This is a genomic window from Phascolarctobacterium succinatutens (assembly GCF_958453765.1).
GTDB classification, from domain to species: Bacteria; Bacillota; Negativicutes; order Acidaminococcales; family Acidaminococcaceae; genus Phascolarctobacterium_A; species Phascolarctobacterium_A succinatutens_B.
Map to the genome: position 1 here is coordinate 85,439 of NZ_CAUDZA010000003.1, position 18,924 is coordinate 104,362.

The 18,924-nt window shown below is 45.7% G+C and carries 16 protein-coding genes; 5 read left to right on the forward strand and 11 right to left on the reverse strand.

Annotated features, from left to right (window positions below; all coding sequences use genetic code 11):
* Positions 1–9: 9 nt before the first annotated feature.
* Positions 10–1,791, reverse strand: a complete 1,782-nt coding sequence (gene dnaG / locus Q7Q81_RS02680; protein WP_304273524.1) for a DNA primase — start codon at positions 1,789–1,791, stop codon at positions 10–12.
* A gap of 180 nt (positions 1,792–1,971) precedes the next feature.
* Between dnaG and Q7Q81_RS02685 the strand changes: the two genes are divergently transcribed.
* Positions 1,972–2,451, forward strand: coding sequence for an OstA-like protein (locus Q7Q81_RS02685; RefSeq protein WP_304273526.1), 480 nt, complete (start codon positions 1,972–1,974; stop codon positions 2,449–2,451).
* Positions 2,452–2,553: 102 nt separating this feature from the next.
* Here Q7Q81_RS02685 and Q7Q81_RS02690 read toward each other — a convergent pair whose 3' ends face one another.
* The 4 genes from Q7Q81_RS02690 to Q7Q81_RS02705 all read right to left on the reverse strand — a co-directional run bounded on the left by Q7Q81_RS02690 (position 2,554) and on the right by Q7Q81_RS02705 (position 6,363).
* Complete coding sequence (locus Q7Q81_RS02690; protein WP_304273527.1) at positions 2,554–3,777, reverse strand: GNAT family N-acetyltransferase; 1,224 nt, start codon at positions 3,775–3,777, stop codon at positions 2,554–2,556.
* An 8-nt stretch (positions 3,778–3,785) separates the two neighbouring features.
* Complete coding sequence (locus tag Q7Q81_RS02695) at positions 3,786–4,631, reverse strand: DUF2156 domain-containing protein (protein ID WP_246869339.1); 846 nt, start codon at positions 4,629–4,631, stop codon at positions 3,786–3,788.
* A 348-nt stretch (positions 4,632–4,979) separates the two neighbouring features.
* Positions 4,980–5,486 carry a hypothetical protein gene (locus tag Q7Q81_RS02700; RefSeq protein WP_303710830.1) on the reverse strand — a complete coding sequence of 169 codons (507 nt, stop codon included), beginning with the start codon at positions 5,484–5,486 and terminating at the stop codon, positions 4,980–4,982.
* The gene (locus Q7Q81_RS02705; RefSeq protein ID WP_021720730.1) at positions 5,479–6,363 is read right to left on the reverse strand and encodes an aminotransferase class IV; all 885 of its coding nucleotides are present in this window, start codon (positions 6,361–6,363) and stop codon (positions 5,479–5,481) included. Before Q7Q81_RS02705 ends, Q7Q81_RS02700 begins: the two co-directional genes overlap by 8 nt.
* A gap of 207 nt (positions 6,364–6,570) precedes the next feature.
* Between Q7Q81_RS02705 and Q7Q81_RS02710 the strand changes: the two genes are divergently transcribed.
* Complete coding sequence (locus tag Q7Q81_RS02710) at positions 6,571–8,874, forward strand: cation:proton antiporter (RefSeq protein ID WP_304273529.1); 2,304 nt, start codon at positions 6,571–6,573, stop codon at positions 8,872–8,874.
* 64 nt (positions 8,875–8,938) lie between these two features.
* Here the strand turns inward: Q7Q81_RS02710 and Q7Q81_RS02715 are convergent, their stop codons facing one another.
* Both Q7Q81_RS02715 and Q7Q81_RS02720 read right to left on the reverse strand, forming a co-directional pair.
* Complete coding sequence (locus Q7Q81_RS02715) at positions 8,939–9,925, reverse strand: type IV pilus twitching motility protein PilT (protein WP_304273531.1); 987 nt, start codon at positions 9,923–9,925, stop codon at positions 8,939–8,941.
* Entirely contained in the window at positions 9,918–11,096 is a 1,179-nt protein-coding gene (locus Q7Q81_RS02720) for a GspE/PulE family protein (RefSeq protein ID WP_304273533.1), read from the reverse strand. The genes Q7Q81_RS02715 and Q7Q81_RS02720 overlap by 8 nt, the downstream gene beginning before the upstream one ends.
* Positions 11,097–11,292: 196 nt before the next feature.
* Here Q7Q81_RS02720 and Q7Q81_RS02725 point away from each other — a divergent pair, with 196 nt between their 5' ends.
* Positions 11,293–12,387 carry a type II secretion system protein GspD gene (locus Q7Q81_RS02725; protein WP_304273536.1) on the forward strand — a complete coding sequence of 365 codons (1,095 nt, stop codon included), beginning with the start codon at positions 11,293–11,295 and terminating at the stop codon, positions 12,385–12,387.
* A 257-nt stretch (positions 12,388–12,644) separates the two neighbouring features.
* Here Q7Q81_RS02725 and Q7Q81_RS02730 read toward each other — a convergent pair whose 3' ends face one another.
* The 3 genes from Q7Q81_RS02730 to Q7Q81_RS02740 form a co-directional block, all read right to left on the reverse strand.
* Positions 12,645–13,370 (reverse strand): class I SAM-dependent methyltransferase, encoded by a 726-nt coding sequence (locus tag Q7Q81_RS02730; protein WP_304273538.1) that lies wholly within the window; start codon positions 13,368–13,370, stop codon positions 12,645–12,647.
* Positions 13,371–13,385: 15 nt separating this feature from the next.
* Positions 13,386–14,387, reverse strand: a complete 1,002-nt coding sequence (locus Q7Q81_RS02735) for an ABC transporter substrate-binding protein (RefSeq protein WP_304161151.1) — start codon at positions 14,385–14,387, stop codon at positions 13,386–13,388.
* A 66-nt stretch (positions 14,388–14,453) separates the two neighbouring features.
* Entirely contained in the window at positions 14,454–16,535 is a 2,082-nt protein-coding gene (locus Q7Q81_RS02740) for a TonB-dependent receptor (protein ID WP_304273540.1), read from the reverse strand.
* Between the two features lie 246 nt (positions 16,536–16,781).
* Here Q7Q81_RS02740 and Q7Q81_RS02745 point away from each other — a divergent pair, with 246 nt between their 5' ends.
* Positions 16,782–17,618, forward strand: coding sequence for a MerR family DNA-binding transcriptional regulator (locus Q7Q81_RS02745; protein ID WP_304273543.1), 837 nt, complete (start codon positions 16,782–16,784; stop codon positions 17,616–17,618).
* Positions 17,619–17,620: 2 nt separating this feature from the next.
* Positions 17,621–18,172 carry a hypothetical protein gene (locus Q7Q81_RS02750; protein ID WP_304273545.1) on the forward strand — a complete coding sequence of 184 codons (552 nt, stop codon included), beginning with the start codon at positions 17,621–17,623 and terminating at the stop codon, positions 18,170–18,172.
* A gap of 120 nt (positions 18,173–18,292) precedes the next feature.
* Here the strand turns inward: Q7Q81_RS02750 and Q7Q81_RS02755 are convergent, their stop codons facing one another.
* Complete coding sequence (locus tag Q7Q81_RS02755; protein WP_304273583.1) at positions 18,293–18,847, reverse strand: DUF234 domain-containing protein; 555 nt, start codon at positions 18,845–18,847, stop codon at positions 18,293–18,295.
* Positions 18,848–18,924 lie beyond the last annotated feature (77 nt).

The following is an 18,924-nucleotide window of genomic DNA, read 5'->3' on the forward strand; positions in this document are numbered from 1 at the left end:
CCTCCTTCCTTATTTATTTTGGTTTCCATAGAGTTTTTTGATTTCATTCTTTATCCTTTGACTTTCCATTAATTCACTGAGAAAGCGCTCATCTGCCGATCTTTCGTATTCATCCGCCAGCAGACGATGCTTTTCATATTCTTTTTCCAGACGAAGCCGCCGCATCTGCCTGAGGCAGTCCTGCATAAGCTTATTCATATCTCCCTCCGGAAGCTGATGTGCCAAAATACGTGCCAGCGCTGTCTGCGCCGCGTCGTCCAGGACATTATTCAGCTTATCCGTTGTATAAGCGGTGCCAAGCTCGCACAACCTGTCAAACAGCTGTGCCAGCACAGCATCTTCAAAGCCTGTTTCCTTTACCTCCGCACAGCATTCGTCACACAGCTGCGGCTGCTCCAAAAGCAATCTCAGAAGCAGTTCTTCCGCCTGCTGACCGATACCGGCGCTTTTTTCCTCCGGAATCACCGTCGGCTGCCCAGTCTGCTGTCTGCCGCCTCTGCGTGCTGCCTTGCGGTATTCTTCCGCAATCAGGCCTTCATCAATAGTCAGCCGCTGTGCCAGCCTTCGGATATGCTCCGACGCTTCAATTTCATTTTGACATTCTAATAGGAATGGTAGTATATTCGACACAGCCTCTACTTTTCCTGCTAAATTAGCAATATTATTTTGCAGGATAGTTTCATCTATTTGAAAATCAATACCATTCTGCGCCGCCACCAGCACCTGTGCAAAAGCATCATGACCATGCTGACGTACATATTCGTCGGGATCCTTGCCGTCAGGTACACCTGCTATGCGCACCTTCAAGCCTGCTTCCCGGGCAATGCTTACTGCCCGCACCGAAGCCTTGCGGCCTGCGCTGTCGCTGTCATAGCAGAAGATTACTTCATCCGCCAGACGCTGCAAAAGCTTAGCCTGCTCCTGGGAAAACGCCGTTCCCATAGATGCTACAACATTATCAAAGCCTGCCGCATGCAAGCTGATAGCATCCATATAACCCTCGACAACTACAGCCCGACCGCTTTTGCGGATAGCCTTCAAGGCTATATCCAGACCAAAAAGCAGCCTGCGCTTATTAAACCACTGCGTTTCCGCTGTATTCAGATATTTAGGCGTGCTGTTGTCCAGCACTCTGCCGCCAAAGCCGACTATACGTCCGCGCGCATCGCGGATAGGAATAATCACACGGTTGCGGAACTTGTCATAATAGCCGTCGCGCCCACGGGCCACCAGTCCGGCAGCCTCCAGCACCTGCGGCTGACAGCCGCGCTTAGCAAGAGAGCTGACAAGCGCGGTAAAATTATTCAGCGCATAGCCTATGCCAAAGCCGGCAATAATTTCTTTGCCGATTCCGCGCCCTGCAAGATAAGCCAGGGCAGGTTCACCGTAAGCAGTTTTTATAAGACAAGCCTGAAAAAATTTTGACGCCAGTTCATTAGCACTATAAATGCTGTCCCTTTGTTTCTCGCGCGCAATTTCGGCGGCCGTCTTCTGCTTTTCCGGTATCGGAATACCGTATCTGCCGGCCAACAGCTTTAATGCATCCATAAAGCTGCAGTTTTCGATTTTCATAATAAACTTAAAAATATCTCCGCCCTCATGGCAGCCAAAGCAATAAAACATGCTCTTGCCGGGGTTCACCGAAAAGGACGGTGTTTTTTCTCCGTGAAACGGGCAACAGCCCCAATAGTTCTGGCCTTTCTTTTTCAACGGCACGTAACCGGAGATTATTTCTACCATATCAGCTGTGCTGCGCACCTGCTCTTTAAAGTTTTCAAAATCTCCGTTCATTACCCTCTCCGCCTCCAACTACTATATCACACATAATTTATATTCAATGTATAAAGGAAAAATCCTCTTTTTTTCTAAAAAAATCTTTTTTAACGCTTGCGCCGATTCTCTAAAAATACTATAATAAAGAGTACACTTAAAATTTCTCCTGTTTTTCATGCTACAAGAGGTGATTTATTCATGAAGAAATTACTTTTAATATTAACTATGCTTGTTATGATGCTGCCTTCTATGTGCTTTGCCGATCCGGTAATCAAGAGTGACAGCCGTACCTTTAACCCGCTCACCGGTGTATATGACCTGCAGGGAAATGTTTTTGTACAATTCCCCGCACATGACACTACCTTAACCATTACCGGCGATGCCACTAAGGTATATCTTTATGCTATGGAGGTTCACGGCCAGGGCAATATTCGTCTGAGCTTCGGCGATATGAGCTTTGCCTGCGATAAGGTAGATGTATATCATTCCGACAGAACTGCCTATGTAAACGGCAATCTTGTTTTTAATGATAACAGCAATAAAATTACCGCAGACAGCGGCAGCTACTGCTGGAAAACGAAAATTGCAGCCTTCCATGGTAATGTAACGGTCAATGGTCAGCCGCATGACGGTGATGTAGCCTATAACGTTATGGAAAAACAAATTGCAGCACAATAAATTCTGTACAGACAAAAAATCAGCCCATGCTTTACGCTAAGTAAGGCATGGGTTTTTCTGTTGAAAAACAGGCTGCCGAAACATCCGACAGCCTGCGTAAACTTAAAAATATTCGTTATTGTAAGTGCGGCATTTAGAGAAAAGCTCGTCGAGCAGCTGCAGCTTCCGCACATCGCTGCATTTGATGCGCCCTGCTTCCCACAGCTCCGTAGCGCTGAACGCACCGAAGTAAAGCTGGGTAAAGGCGCCCATATCCATGGTAACCTCCTCCTGCTCCAGCGTGCTGACTGCCTCCAGCTTACCCGGTGACGTGCGCAGCTGCAGCAGATGATTATTGCGCTCAAGCATCTTATCCGTAAGCAGTATGACAACGCTGCCGCTGCTCATGCTTGCTGCTACCGGCAGCTTGGCAAGCGCCAAACGCGCATCAAGACAGCGCGCCATCATAAACGGCTGCAGTCTGCCTGTAAGCGCCTGGTCCGCAAAGCTAAGATATGTTTTATCCCAAGGCTCCGCCAGCCAGCAAAACTCCTGCGCTTCGCTTCTGTGTCCTGCGGCATATTGCAGCAGACGGTTCTTCGCCGCAGCATCCTGCGTAAGCAGCTCCTGCACGTTGAACGTGCCGTCAGTCAGTGAGTAAAGCATATAGCCAACTGCTTTCCCCGCGCGATAGACAACAGCGCACAACACGTTTTCCTGCGTAACTACAGACAACAGCTTGCGCCATTGAAACGCAGTGCGCTGCGGCACGCCGTTCCACACTGCGGTAACACTTGCGTAAATATCTGCCAAAGGATTGCAAGGCTGAGCTTTTTCCTCAGTCACAGATTGCAGCAAGGAAACTAAATCCAGACGTTCTACCGACAGGTCATCACCTATTGCAGCAGGCTGAAGCTTTGCCAAAGGCATTTTATATTCATGACGATAATAGCAATAAGCAAATTCATACGGCAGATAAATACCGGCACTTATAGGCATCAGCGTCACAAAGGGAAAGCCCTGTGAACGCAGCACCTCAAAGGCAGTTTCCAAAAGCGGACGCAAAAGATGCTGCCCGCGTGCTTCCGGAGCGGTGGCAATGCCCACAAGATACGGCACCAGCATATCCTGCCCGCACAAATGCAGCATATAGGGATTTACATGCAGCATAATGCGCAGCTTTTCTTCCTCGCCGACTTTATCAAAGCCACCGATAACCATATTGTCCTTGCCGCAGTACTGCTCAAAATAGTACCGAAAGAAAGGCTCCGTCTTTTTTTCAAAGCAATAATCCCAAAGCTCCTCTGCCTGGTACATGCGCTCCTTGCTCAAGACACGGTAAATCATAAGCTACCTCACCCAATAATTACATTATATTTTTTCACCATAAATTCCGGATGCAGCGCCATTTTTGCCTCACGCAGACCGGGATGTCCCATATCCTCCTCACGGTTGAGATATTTTACATCCGTCCAGGCATGAGCGGCGAACTCCTTGGTAATAGCAGTATACAAGCCGCGTACATCATGACGCGCCTTTTCTACATGCAGCACCGCTGTATCGTCGTTAATCTTCTTGCCAAAGCTGAAGGCCTGAATTTTACCGTCGAAACGGATTGCACCGCCGCGCAGCTCCAGCTGTTCAAAGCTCAGAAAGGCCTCCTGGATAGCATATTTTTCGCACAGCAGCGAAGGATCCTCCGCCATATGCTCATCGCACCAGCGCTCGCCGAAGTTCAGGCATTCCATCATATTATCCATAGTAATCGGCTCATAAACGAAATCCGGATGCGCCTTGACAAAAGCGTTGTAGTGATTCTTCTGCCCGTGCAGCTTGCGGCCGGAAAGCGTTGCCAGCTTTTCCTGCAGATATACATAATCCCAGTTATCGCGGTCTTCTTCATATGTCAGACCCGGCATCACGCGCTCAAAGCGCTCCTTGGTAAAATCATAGATACCATGCATTTCAAACGGTTTGCCCTGATGCTCCTCCTTCAGCTCCTGCATCAGACGCGGCAAATCCTCATCGCGTCCGCCAAAAGGCTGAATGTAAAAATCAACGTTGTTGCGTTTAACCTTCAGCAACAGGAAATCGTGCGCTACGCACCAGTAAATATGGTAGCAGTCACGCCATACAAAAAGATTGGAAAAGGCACATTCGCTGCCATTTTGATGTGATTTTGATATATAGCTTTCAAACAAAGGCTTTTCCGCCAATGTTACAGGTTTAAATTCTAAAATACTGATAACCCCCTAAAACTCATTACTGCTTGTATATTATAGCATATGAAATATAGCTTGCGGCACTGCATTGGCATTTTTAACATTAACTTCACAAAATAAATAACTACTATCCATTGCCTATATTATAATATGCTGTTTCAGCTTTTCTGTAAAGTATGCACAAAAAAGTGCTTCAGTTACCAAAAGGTTACTGAGTAAAGCCGAAGCATTAAACAAAATAACCGCTCAGCTTTTACACCGGCGGTTATTTTCGCTGTCGGTTAAATACGACGCGCATAAATACATTATGTTATTGCCAAACCTGTATTAATCAAACTGACGCAGGCGCTTTTTGACCTGCTCTGCCAGCAAAATACCGGCAACAGCCGTCAGCAGCTGCGGTACGCTCATCGCAAACATAACCGTCTTGCGCAGCGCAGGATTCGGCAGCGCCAAGAAGCTCAGCGCAGCCCAGGCTGCCAGCAACATAACACAGGCCTTCGCCACAGGCGGCACACATAAAGCCAGCTTATGCCTGCCCTTAAACTGACGCACAAGCAGCACAAAGATAAAATTGCCCAGCCAGATTACAGGAATCAGAAACGGCAGCAGCACCTGCCCCTGCACGTAAGCAGTCAGCGGCAGCAAAAACGCCAGCAACAGTGCTGTCTTCAGGCCGCCCAGCTGCAACGTGAGCACCAGCATCATATGCACCAAAGTACCGATGATAAACGTAGAAAGCAGTTGCGGCATCGGCAGCACCAGACGCAGCGATTGCAGCGCCAACGCCAAAGCCACCAATAACGCGCCCCGCACCAGCTTGCTGTTATTCATGCTTAGCAGGGCATTCTTTAGCTACAAATGCCATATATGCATCCTGCAGCTTTTGTGTCAGCTCGCCAACCTTACCGTCAGCAACGAAGCTGCGGTCGATTTTGGTAACAGGCATAAATTCGCAGCGCGGTCCGCAGAGGAAGGCTTCGTCTGCTTTGAGTGCGAAATCCTTATCAAAGGCTCTTTCGATAATCTGCAGGTCCAGGTCTTTGGACAGGCGTTCCATCAGCAGACGGCGGGTAATGTTTTTATGGATAAAGTTGTTTTCGGGATGAGTCCACAGAATACCGTCTTTATAAATGAAGAAGCTGGCTTCCGTGCTTTCGGTAATTTTACCGTCACGAACAAACAGGGAATCAAAAGCGTTGCCGATAACAGCCTTCTGTTTAGCCATTACCTCCGGCAGACGGTTCAGAGTATTGATATCGCAGCGCGCCCAACGCACATCCTCAACAGTAATAACGTTTACGCCCTTAGCGCGTTTTTGCGCCAGCGCCTCGCGGTCAACCGGTACAGCATACATAGTCAGATGCGGAATGCTCTGCTCCGGATAGGACAGGGCATAAGCACCGCTGCCACGAGTTACCTGCGTATAGATTTCGCAGTCCTGCAGACCGGTTGCGGCCAGCAGGCTTTCATGGAACTCTACCAGCTCTTCAATCATGTAAACGCCGGGGATTTTTACCGCGATTACAGAATCAAATAAATTGTTCATATGCGGCAGCAAAGCGAAGCAGCGGCCATTATAAACCGGTACAATTTCAAAAACACCATCGCCGAAATTATGGCCACGGTCGTTGACGTCAATAAACGCTTCAGCTTCCGGCATAATCTCGCCATCTACCAAAACTAATTTTTCTTGTTGATTTTCGTTCATCTTTATTCCTCCAAATGCGATTGTCACAATAAATTAACATAATAAAGCATTATTTATGCAATAAGTTCAGTCAAAAATATTGTATAATATATATTGAGATTATTTGTTTTGCAGTCTGCAGGGCTTGTAAAAAGCTTATGACTACATTTCAATTATTATACACCATTTAAAGCCATTTTGGCAAAAAATATCGCAAAGGAGATTCCCATGACTCATCTGCCTACTATTATTAATGATTTAGCAATGATTTTGCTTGTAGCCGGCGTCACGACTATTCTTTTCAAGAAAATTAATCAGCCGTTGGTGCTTGGCTACATTGTTGCCGGCTTCATCACCGGTCCGCATTTCAACTTCTTCCCGACAATTACCGATAAGGCCAACGTCCACGCCTGGTCGGAAATCGGCGTTATCTTCCTGCTGTTCGCGCTGGGACTGGAGTTCAGCTTTTACAAGCTGAAAAGCGTAGGCAGTACAGCCTTCATCGCCACCGCGGTAGAAATCAGCGGCATGCTGGCCGTGGGCTACTTCGCCGGTACGCTGCTGGGCTGGAACCATATGGACAGCCTTTTCCTGGGCGGTATGCTTTCTATGTCCTCCACCACGATTATTATCAAAGCCTTCGACGATTTAAAGCTTAGGGCGCAGCGCTTTACGGAAATAGTTTTCGGCGTACTGATTATCGAAGATATCGCCGGCATCGTGATGATGGTGCTGCTGGCAACCATGGCCGTAGCCAGCGCAGATGTTTCCACGATGGAGCTGCTGCTCAGTATCGGACGCTTGATTTTCTTCCTCGTTTTATGGTTTGTTCTTGGTATGTACCTTGTCCCCAGCTTCTTTAAATGGGCCAAGCAGCTGATGAACGAAGAAACACTGGTAGTTGTTTCCATCGGCCTGTGCCTTGGCATGGTGGTGCTGGCAACTCAGCTTGGCTTCTCCTCCGCTTTGGGTGCCTTCATTATGGGTTCTTTGATTGCCGAAGCACCTAACGCAGAAAAAATCGAGCACCTCGTTGCGCCTATCAAGGATTTGTTCGGCGCAGTCTTTTTCGTATCCGTCGGCATGATGGTAGATCCCGCTATCCTGCTGGAGCAGGCGCTGCCCATTTTCGTGCTGGTAGTAGCAACAATTATCGGCAAGCTGATTTTCTCTACCGGCGGTGTACTGGCCTCCGGCCAGAGCCTGAACACCTCTGTACACTGCGGCTTCAGCCTGGCACAGATCGGTGAGTTCTCCTTTATTATCGCTTCTTTGGGCATGAGTCTTGGCGTAATCAGCAGCTTTTTATATCCGATTATCGTAGCGGTATCTGTAATTACCACTTTTACTACACCCTTCTGCATCATGGCAGCCGAACCCTTTTATCAGCTGGTGCTGAAGTTGCTGCCGCCGCAGGCAAAAAGCTGGCTGGACCGTTACACAGGTACCAATACCGATGACGACAAGGATCAGGACTGGAAAAACCTGCTTACCGGCTACACTATGCGTATGCTGATTTTCATTACGCTTTTGGCAGCCATCGCCCTGGGTGCGGAATATTACCTGCTGCCTTATCTGGGCAACACCTTGAAGCTGCCGTACAGCAGACTGCTGACTGCTGCAGCCACCTTTATCATCATGTCGCCGATTTTGCGTGCCGTGCTTGTCAACCGTGCCGGCAACGGCGATTTGTTCTCCAAGCTTTGGTTCAAAAAACGCGCTAACCATCTGCCGCTGATGTTCCTGGTATTCGGCAAGCTGCTTGTAGCATCTGCTTCGCTGTACTTCATCTTCCACACTCTGCTTAAGCTGCATGGCTTTCTGGCCTGCGTATCCATATTGCTGGCAGCGTACTTCATCTCCTCCTCCGACTGGCTGATGAGCGAGTACCTGCGCATCGAATCACGCTTTTTGGTAAACCTCAACGAAAAGCACATGCGCAAGCATCGTGAAAGCTCTCCTGATGACAGCCGCACCTGGTTCGACGAGGATTTGCAGCTTGTCTATTACGATTTGCAAAAGGATTCTCCCATCAAAGGACGTAGCCTGCGCAGTCTTGGCTTCCGTGAAAGCTACGGCTGCAACGTTCTGCAGCTTTTGGGCAATAATCGCACTGTTGATATGCCCGGCGGTGAGCAGATAGTAGAGCAGGGAGATAAGCTGCTGCTCATCGGTACCGCCAGCCAGCTGCAGGTTTTTGCTGCCGCTGTAAGGCAGCGCAGCTTAGGCCTGGAGCGCTGCGACCTGCCGCAAAGCCTGCGTGAATTCATGCTGGATAACCACCAAAACAAACCGGAGCAGCAATTCCTCTCCCTGGCGATTACCATCGACAAGCATTCTCCTATTTTGGGAACCTCACTGAAGGCTGCAGATTTGCGCAACAAATGGAGCTGCCTCGTTGTCGGTCTGGAGCGTGGCGCCTTTACCATTACCAACCCCCACGTTTCACTCGTTTTCGAAGAAAACGATTTGCTGTGGGTATTAGGCAAGCAAAAGATGATGAACACCTTAATCAGAGAAGAGATTTTGTAATACCGTTTATAATTTTTCTGTATATAAAGCTCATATTAAGCCGCTGTTTTCGCAGCGGCTTTTTTCATGCGATTATCCCGCGCAGCTGTAAGGCCTTCACTGCATCCTCCATCGTCTGCATGCCGTAGCGCGCACCAGTCTGCAAATAAGACTGCAGCTGGTGCGTGCGCCCCTCACGAATAAGATTGCGCATGGCAGGCGTCGCAACGAGCACCTCAAAGGCCGCCGCTCTGCCTGCTCTGTCGCAACGGGGCAAAAGCCTCTGGCAGCAAATCCCGAGCAGGCAGTCAGCCAGCTGCGTACACACATGCTGTCTGTCCGGCAGCACGTCAAGAATGCGATTCACCGTACCTGCAGCATCCTGCGTGTGCAGCGTTGCCAAAACCAGATGACCTGTTTCCGCCGCCGTCAGCGCTATACCTATTGTTTCTGCATCTCTGAGCTCACCTACTAAAATAACATCCGGGTCCTGCCTGAGCGCACTGCGCAGACCGCTGGCAAAGCTCCTTGTATCACGCCCCACCTCCCGCTGGTTAATCAGTGCCAAGCCCGCAGGATAAACATATTCTATCGGGTCCTCCAGCGTCAGCACGTGTACAGCGCGCGTTTGATTTATCTGCTGTACCAGCGAGGCTAGCGTGGTGCTTTTGCCGCTGCCTGTGGCACCTGTAACGAGCAGCAGACCGCTGCTGCTGCCCGCAAGCTGACTGATAATTTGCGGCAGGCCAAGACTATTGCAGTCAGGAATATCCTTCGGGAGCAGACGAATCGCCGCCGCATAGCCGTTGCCAAGGCGGTAAATATTGAGCCGGCAGCGCTCCTGCAGTCTGTCACTAAAAGCAGTATCAATCTCACCTGTCTGCAGCAGCTGCTGTTTTTCCTGCTCCGGCAACAAAGCAAGTAACGCCTGCTCCAGCTTTTCCCGGGAAATAATTTCGTTTTGCAAAGGCTGCAGGCTGCCATCTACGTGCACCATCGGCATTCCCTCAGGTGTAAGATGGAGGTCACTGGCTCCCATACTTTTTGCCTGCAGCAGCAGCTTATCAAGCATTATCAGCCTCCCCGGTGATACCGACGCGCCACAATTCTTCAACCGTAGTTGCCCCCTGCAGCACCTTATCAACTGCATCAGCATACAGACTGCACCAGCCCTGCTTACGTGCCTCCCGCAAAAGCTCTGCTTCATCGGCGCCGTTTACCAAGAGCTGCTGCATACGTTTATCAAACACAATCAGCTCATGCAATGCCAGACGCCCTCTGTAGCCTGTGCCGTGACAATGCTCACAGCCGTGAGCCTGCACCACTTGCAGCCTTTCATCCGCTCTGCGCCCCAGATACTGCAGCTCCGCTGCCGTGGCCAAGCGCCGTTCGCCGCAATGGCGGCACGGACGGCGCAACAAACGCTGTGCCAGCACACCGCGCAACCCGGCAGCCAGCAGATAATCAGCAATTCCCATATCAAGCAGACGGTACACAGCGCCGATGGCATCATTTGTGTGCAATGTGCTCAAAACCAAATGACCTGTCAGCGCTGCATGTACCGCCATCGCCGCCGTTTCTTCATCTCTGATTTCACCCAGCATGATAACATCTGGATCCTGACGCACAACAGAACGCAGTCCTGCGGCAAAGGTAAGTCCGCTCCTGCGGTTGACCGCCACCTGATTAATCCCCGCCAGCTTATATTCCACCGGGTCCTCCAGCGTTATAATATTGCCGGCCGCAGCATCAAGCTCCTGCAACGTGGCATATAGCGTCGTTGTTTTACCGCTGCCAGTAGGTCCTGTCAAAAGCACCAAGCCGTTTGGCTGATGAAAAAGCTGACGGTAACGCTGCAAATTACTTTCGCTGAACTGCAGCTGCTCCAGCTGCAGCAGATTATCCTGACGCTGCAGAAAGCGTATAGCCAGCTTTTCACCGTTCACCGTAGGCAGGCTGGCTAGGCGCAAATCCACCTCGCTGCCTTCATGCTCCAGCAAAAGACGCCCATCCTGCGGCACTCTTTTTTCGGCAATATCCATACCGCTCCACACCTTCAGCTGCGTCAGCAGCGTGCTTTGCTGCGTACGCGGCAGCACACACAGCTGTTGCAGCAGGCCGTCAACCCGGATGCGCACACGCACTCCCTGTCCGTCAGGCTCGATATGCATGTCACTGGCACCCTGAGCCAATGCAAGATGCAGCAAATTCTCTGCCAGCTTATTATTACGCAAAACTTCCATTGCACCACCTCATTTTTTATGTGTTGCATTCATTGTAGCATAAAAAAAGCGAAATGCAATACGATAATTTAAAATTTTCTCTATTTTCTAAATTTTCACTTGAAATTATTCTCTGCTTGCGCTAAAATAAAAAATGAAATTTACTATGCAATGCTTGTTGTCGTCATCTTAACGGATAACACTGAAAGGAGCCATTATGCTAAAACGATTTTTCCCGTTAATACTCAGCAGTCTGCTGCTTGCCTTAGCTCTGCCCTGCAACGCTCAAAATAAGCTCACCAATCCCTTTTTGCCTTCCCCCGCCAACATCGGCCAAACTGTTGCAGTAAACATTCCCACACTGCCACCGCCCGTCAGCGAACGCCTGGCCTGCTATTCTCTGAGCTACGCCCGCGCCAAGGACGTGCAGGAAGCGTTGACGCCACATTTCGGCACCAAGCTGGGGCTGGATACTATCACCAACAGCCTCATCCTTTTGGGAGATGAGCAAAGCCACGCACGCTTAAGGCAGCTGCTGCCCAAGCTGGACGTAGCAACAAGACAGGTAACGTTAGAAGCCAAAATCATCGCCGTCAGCCGTGAGGACAGTAAAAACATGGGCGTGCGCTGGGACTGGGATACTATTCCCCAGCGCGCGCAGGAAACGAACAATGGTGACAGTGACAGCAGCAATTATGACGGCAGCTTTAAATTCTGGCGCGGATTTGCCTTCCGCTTCAACGCTACGCTTAATGCTCTCATCAATAGCGGCAAAGCGCGCATTTTGGCAACGCCGCGCATCATCACCATCCCCGGCAAGGAGGCCAGCATTTTCATCGGTGACCACATCCCCGTGCAGACAGAAAAGCACGACAGCAGCGGCAGCTATACGGCAACGGAATATCTTGACGCCGGTATCAAGCTACAATATGCGCCTATCATCAGCGAAGATGGTAAAATGGTTACTGCCAGTGTCCACACTGAGGTGAGCACGCCTGTGCTTATCAGTGAGCTGAAAAATTACCGCATCACCAGTCGTACTGCTGACACCAACGTGCGCATGTACAGCGGCGAAACGCTGGTTATCGGCGGATTGATAAGCGAGGAACAGCAGCGTACTATGCAGAAGGTGCCCTTTTTGAGCAAGATTCCCCTTTTGGGCGAGCTGTTTAAAAACCGTTCGCGTTCACACAGTAAGACAGAGGTTTTGCTGCTTTTAACGCCGCACATTACGGAAGCAGGCGCTTCACCGGCGATTTATAACGAGGGGCTGATGAAGGAGGAAGGAAAGCCGCAGACAAATAATCATTAGATAAAAAGCTGCATAAAACACAAAATCAGCCAATGAGCTTTTGCTCAAAGGCTGATTTTGCGTTTTGTAGGAGATGATGTATGAGTATACTTAACGGGAAATCAGTTAGAAATATCAACTAACCTCCCATTAAAATCAACTGTTTTCCTATCTGCTTCATACGCTTATGCTATAAGCTCTTGCAGAAGCAATTTTTATGTTTTCAAAAGCATAAAATCTTAGCGATTGTACTTATATTTCCACAAGTTTCCCCTCATTTATTTATAAGCATATACACCAAACATTCCCTGCGTTTTCAGTTTTTGCGCCTGATTAATTCTTGAGCCTAATGCCAAATCCATAGTGATTTTACTGAAGCCGGTTTTCATAAGTAAATCAGCATCCCATAATGGTCTTCTATGATTACTGATATCCAAAGAATTCTTTATGGCATTACATTCCTCTATCTGATCACAGTCTAAATCACCATGCAGATCATGTTTAGATACACGCCCCTTAGCAGGTACCGTAAAATCTTTTTTGCCAAAATCAGCATCAAAATTAACTAAAATACCTTCCGGCTTCAGCACTCTGTACCATTCATAATACGCCTTTTCCAAATTTGGCAGCGTCCATGTCAAATTTCGTGTTATCAATAAATCAAAACTGTTATCCACAAAAGGCAACTGCTGCGCATCACTAACCAAAAAATCGGCGTCTAAATTTAATTTATTACGTAAATCTATAGCAGAAGCTATCATGTTATCGCATAAATCAATTCCCGTAACCAAATGGCCGGCACTTGCCAGTAACAATGCCATGTAACCGGAACCTGTACCGACATCAAGAATTTGCAACTCTGTTCTCTCACCTATGATTTGTTTTAATTCTTTACTCCACAAATCATATTTTTCATTCTGCATTTCCGCAAAGCTCTGTCTGCTAAAATCATCGCTACGTTGCTCCCAATAACATTTTATTCTTTCCAAAATAGTCTTTTCCATATAGGCTACCTTCCTCTATTCGCTACCTTTTATTAACCCCTTTGCAAAAATATCCACTGCATCGTCAATACGTACACCAGGACTTCTTATTGTATAAAAAGGTATGCAGTAAACCTGCCTGTTTTTTATACATTTAACATTTCGCAGAGCAGGATTGTTATAAACTGATTTAAGCAGCATATTTTCATTTTCAGGCGAACATTGCAGAAAAATAATATCCGGCTGACCTATTAAAATTTCTTCATAGCTGATATATTCATTTTCACCAACAGCTTCCTGGTTTTTACCAATCACATCTGCCCCTAGTTTCGTTAAAATATCTCCTGCTAACGTTCTTGGTGTATAGATTGTTATTATCTTACCAAAATTGCCGACTACTAATACTTTTAAACGTTTCTTGGCAGCCAACTGCTGTCTGCAACGCAGTATTTTATTATTTATGCCTGCTACAAGACTCGCTGCCTTAGTCTCATTACCGACAATTTTTCCTAAATCTGTAATATATTGCAGCTCATCTTCTATTGTATGATGCGCTTTAAATTCAGCGCCGTTCATCAGGTTCATATAAATATTAACATTTCGCTCTTCCCAAAAGCTACTGCTGCCGATTGACCTTCCTTTACCTGTAAAATCAAAAAGCCAGCCTGCTATAAAATCAGGATGCATCATTAAAACATTTTCCTGAGAAAAAATCTGCGTTTGTCTGACAGGAATTCTTTTATAAGCTTCCAGATAATCCGGATTTAAATGCTTTTCATTATACACCCCGGCAGCGGCAATAATTTTATCACCGGCACCTAAAGCTATAAGCGTTTCTATTGAATTCTGCCATAAAGCAACTATTCTCTGCGGATGCTGCGTAAACTTATATATATGTGGTTTCATTGAGCTATCATAATTTTCAATGCTAAAAGCCACAGCTTTATCTGAAGCCGGATGCCTATCAGTTTCTATTGATTTACAGCCACTAATAAACAAGCAGCATAGAAAAAACATTAAAATATATTTACGCTTCATACTGATACAAATCCTCTTTTGAAAGATTCAGGCAGGAAAACACTCCTGCCTGAATTACAAAGCTAATTAAAATTTAAAGTTTGCTGTAACCATAAAGTTTCTAGGAGCGCCAAGGCCAACACTGTTATCACCGCTAGCGTACCAATAATTCTTGTTGAAGACATTATAGCACATAGCTGTAATAGTAGCATCATAACCGGCAATCTTGGTGTCATAGCTTGCACCCAAATCTAACAAAGTAATGGAAGAAATACCGATTGGCATTGCATAGCTGCTGGTATCATGGATACGTGTCTTACCGGTATAATTTAGACGACTGATGAATTTCGTAGCTTTATCAGGTTTATAGGTTAAAGCCAGGTCTCCGCTCCATTTGGGAATACCGCAAACCTTGCGTCCATCATTTTTTCCGCCCTGAGTTTTGCTTTTTTCTGCATCCATATAAGCAATACCGAAAATCATATCCCATTTATCACTTAAAGCACCTACTGCAGAATATTCAATTCCTTTATATTCATTTTCGCCATTCAAAGTGTACCAGAATTTGCTGGGATCTTTGCTGTCAGGAACAGTAATACTGCTTTGCTGAGTATTTTTAAAAGCACTTAAAGTATGCAGGAAAGCACCGCTCTTCATTTTTACACCAATCTCATTCTGTTTGGTTTTAGAAGGAGGAATAGTGCTGCCCTCATTCAAATAACCAGGTGACACTACGCCGCCTTCACTGAAGGTTTCTGTATGATTAGCATAAACAGTGGTATTCGGATTTACTTTATAGGTCAAGCCCCAAATCGGAGAGGTTGCAGAGCTTTGATCGCGTCTGCCGCTCGCAGATTTGTCATCATTATGAGAAGTGTCAACGCTATGATGATGAACACCGCCTGTAATAGCCAGCTTGCCATCCTTAGTTGTCAAAGTATCAATCAGGCTCCAGCCTGTCATAACTGTTGTATATTGCTTGGTAACCGGATCCCAGGTAATATTCGGTTTCGGAGTAGTGCATCCTGTATAAATGTTGCCACTGACAGAATACTTGTTGGAAGCAGTAACATTATTAACACGTGCTCTGCGGAACCAGCTGCGGTCAATATTAAACGCATATTCATTTTTGAAGTTACCGATATCGAAATTACCCTTTAAGCCGGCACCAAAGTAATGTGTAGAATGATATACCGGCATTTGGGTATAAGTGCCTTTATAATTGCCTTTATCGTCAATAAGAGCACGGCCGGACCATTGTTGCAGCCAGCTTGTATAATCTTCTTTATGCCAGCCTGCATTAACAAAATAACTCATATTATCGGCAAATTTCTGCTCATGATTCAATACAGCAGTCCAGTTCTTATATGTATCATTAGACCATGTCGGGGATAAATTCTTTTTATTATTAGGTACTCCCGGTAAAGAATTCATATTGCCTGTGAGATTAATGGTATTAGAGCGGCCGTCTTCATTATCATAATCGTAGCCTGCCAGTAAATTCGTATTGCTGTGCTTGCCGACTCTATCAAGGTTAATATAAACATTGCGCTGTAAATCATGGGTACCTTCAACGGACAAATCGCCGGATGCATTCATAGCATTGATACGAATGCCATATTCTTTGTTTTTGCCAAAGCGTTGGCCTACATCAATACTCTGTGTCAAATAATTATTAGTGCTCCAGCCAAGCTTTAAATCTGCATTAGGCTCAGCCTGAGCCTTTTTGCTTACCATATTAACTACACCGCCGGACTGGGTAGACATGCTGGTAGACATACCGGTAATACCAATTGAAGGACCTGCAATAACAGAAACAGTATCAACAAAATTATAAGGCATCTGCATCTGATGGCTCATGCCCGGTACACCATTCAAGGTCCATTTCATGCCATGAGAGGATAAGCCTCTGATAGATACGCTGGTATCCATAGAACCATGAGAAGCTCTTACAGCGGGATCAAGAGCCAAGGTATCCAGCATACCTCTTCCAGGCTGAGAATATATATCTAAAGCTTCCTTGGTAAAGGTAACCTCATGCAGAGGAACATCCAAGGTATCCTTTTCACCTAAAAACATACCTACTTTTTGTCTTGTCTGCATCATGCCGCCGGCAAGATTTCCGCGTTCAGCCTCAACAACAACCTCACTTAAATTGTATTGATTCATTTTTTCAGCAGCATATGCTCCGCTTACAGCGAAAGCACTCATTAATACTGATAATGTTACTGCTGTACTTAATAAATTTCTCTTCTTCAATTCACGATACACCCTTTCTTGACTTCATTGTAAAATATAGTAATCTGATTTCAAAAAGCAAATATCCTACTCATCAAATTGGTAATTGCTTTCATTAGTAAACAATGTTATTATAATGCTGTGAGTAACTCACATGTCAAGGAGGTTTTTCCAAAAATGAAAAAAAATAATTACCTCACCATAAAAGAATTCAGTACACTTACCCATACACCTATTGATACTCTAAAGCATTATGACAGAATCGATTTGCTTAAGCCTGCTTATATAGGTGAAAACAATTACAGATATTATCTGCCGGAGCAGGCATTTTTATTAACCCGTATTCTGTTTGGTGTAAAAGCCAAAGTACTTCTCAGTGAAATCAAAAGCATTATTCTTGATGACAATCCGGATAAATCATATAATCATTATATTCACATAAACGATAACCTTCAACAGATGATAAATGAGCTGCAGGCTATTCAAGGCACCATTGCAAGTCTTAAATACTATTATGACTTGACTATCAAAAATCCCAGAGAAAAACTATTTATAAATTACTTTCCTGAATGGTTTATTATCTGTTCGCCGAGTCTAAGCCTAAATACAGTTGCAGGCAGTGCAGAATCCAATATCGCGGATAACCTGTTTATCAGAGGATTTCATAACGGTATGTGGCCTCATTACCAGTTAGGCTGTATGTATACTGAAGCAAATATAAAAAACAATGCCTTTGACAAACCTACCTATTGTCTGAAAGTAGACCATCCGGAAGAATTCAATCCTGATGAGATAGTTTTCGTCCCCAATGGAAACTATTATTGTTTCCTTATCAATGTCGGGGGAAAGGGTTTGCGAAACGCTGTAAATATTTTCCTGCAAAATTTAGCCAAGGAAAAGAAAAAAATCCAAGGAAATATTTTCATCATAGATGTTATTAATAATTTTATAACTTCCAACCCAGAAAACTATTGTACTATGATTTACGCCCTCCAGGCAGACGAGGAAAAATAATTATGACTACTGAACTTCCTATTGCCGTAATCGCATTAAAGATTAACGCGCAAACATCAATCTCCAATTTCAGAAGAACCCCTGATTTCTTTGCCAGCTTTTCATTCTTTTATAATAAGCTGTTGACAGACCTGTATAAGCATCCTGCATGTATAGAAATAAAGCAGCAGGACAATACTATCACTATTCTTTGGAATCTTGATAAAGCAAATATAGAAAGCATCCTGGCAAAGCACAAAACAATCCATAAAATATTACGCGAAACCAACAAGAGCTTTGCCAACTGCCCTATACATTACCTTGTAGTTTTGGAAGCAGGGATTTGCAATATTATTCAGCTACAGCATAACAGTAAGTCTCCTACATTTATTATGCAAAGTGATATGATTGAACGTACACAAAAAGTGCTCTCCAGTATTGGCGAAGCTAAATATCCTCATATTATGTTTACGCATGATTTTTATAAGCTTTTGCCTGCCAAAATAAAAGAAAAAATCTGTTGTCCTTATTACTTCTTTCATATATGCTGTTACAGCTTTAAGCCTCATCGTTAAGAGAAACCTCAACCAAAACTTCCTTTGTCGAATCGAGTAGGAGGTAGGTAAACTAATTACCTACCTCCTACTCGATTAGGGACGTTTTAACGGTTGACCGTTTGACGCTTACGAAAAGACTTAATTATACAAATCAGCCAGCGTCACAAGCGTCACTTCGCCACGCTGCGCTGCCTGCAGCAAGCCCTCAGTGAAACCGCCTTTAGAAAAAATATAAAAATAATACTTTGTTCCCTTGCCAAAAACTCTTGCGTAATCGCGTAAAAGCTCCAGCTCATCTAAACCGATTTTCTCATTACGATATTTACAAGAACCGATAATATAAGCATCCGGTGTAATTCCTGTTGCGACAATATCAATCTGCACCTGCTTCTTCTTTTGCGCATCCGTCCCCCACCATTGCCCGATATCAACAAGCTCAATAGGCAAGCTCTTCGCATAATACAGCAAGTAATCCTGACACATTTTTTCAAAAACAAGGCCCATGTAATCTGAAAAATAGCGTTTTACCGTTTGCGAATAAATCCTTGCAATCCTGCCAGAATCAATGGCATTCGCATTATTCGGCACAAACTTATACCAGAAACGGAAAAAATTATCTGCTAAAAGATAAATCGTCTTGCGCCCTGCTTTTTCTGTGAGCGGCGTTTCCTTTTTGACTATTCCTAATTCCATCAATGTTTTTAAGTACTTTAAAACAGTTGTGCTTGTCTCCTGCACTTTACCGCAGATATCAGCAGCCCGCGATGAAC

Bases quoted from the DNA above. Each gene is read 5' to 3' on its own strand.
- Q7Q81_RS02720 (WP_304273533.1), bottom strand. From the start codon at position 11,096: ATGGAAGTTTTGCGTAATAATAAGCTGGCAGAGAATTTGCTGCATCTT.
- Q7Q81_RS02725 (WP_304273536.1), top strand. From the start codon at position 11,293: ATGCTAAAACGATTTTTCCCGTTAATACTCAGCAGTCTGCTGCTTGCC.
- Q7Q81_RS02755 (WP_304273583.1), bottom strand. From the start codon at position 18,847: ATGGAATTAGGAATAGTCAAAAAGGAAACGCCGCTCACAGAAAAAGCA.
- Q7Q81_RS02730 (WP_304273538.1), bottom strand. From the start codon at position 13,370: ATGGAAAAGACTATTTTGGAAAGAATAAAATGTTATTGGGAGCAACGT.
- Q7Q81_RS02710 (WP_304273529.1), top strand. From the start codon at position 6,571: ATGACTCATCTGCCTACTATTATTAATGATTTAGCAATGATTTTGCTT.
- Q7Q81_RS02700 (WP_303710830.1), bottom strand. From the start codon at position 5,486: ATGAATAACAGCAAGCTGGTGCGGGGCGCGTTATTGGTGGCTTTGGCG.
- Q7Q81_RS02735 (WP_304161151.1), bottom strand. From the start codon at position 14,387: ATGAAGCGTAAATATATTTTAATGTTTTTTCTATGCTGCTTGTTTATT.
- Q7Q81_RS02740 (WP_304273540.1), bottom strand. From the start codon at position 16,535: ATGAATCAATACAATTTAAGTGAGGTTGTTGTTGAGGCTGAACGCGGA.
- dnaG (WP_304273524.1), bottom strand. From the start codon at position 1,791: ATGAACGGAGATTTTGAAAACTTTAAAGAGCAGGTGCGCAGCACAGCT.
- Q7Q81_RS02705 (WP_021720730.1), bottom strand. From the start codon at position 6,363: ATGAACGAAAATCAACAAGAAAAATTAGTTTTGGTAGATGGCGAGATT.
- Q7Q81_RS02750 (WP_304273545.1), top strand. From the start codon at position 17,621: ATGACTACTGAACTTCCTATTGCCGTAATCGCATTAAAGATTAACGCG.
- Q7Q81_RS02745 (WP_304273543.1), top strand. From the start codon at position 16,782: ATGAAAAAAAATAATTACCTCACCATAAAAGAATTCAGTACACTTACC.
- Q7Q81_RS02715 (WP_304273531.1), bottom strand. From the start codon at position 9,925: ATGCTTGATAAGCTGCTGCTGCAGGCAAAAAGTATGGGAGCCAGTGAC.
- Q7Q81_RS02685 (WP_304273526.1), top strand. From the start codon at position 1,972: ATGAAGAAATTACTTTTAATATTAACTATGCTTGTTATGATGCTGCCT.
- Q7Q81_RS02690 (WP_304273527.1), bottom strand. From the start codon at position 3,777: ATGATTTACCGTGTCTTGAGCAAGGAGCGCATGTACCAGGCAGAGGAG.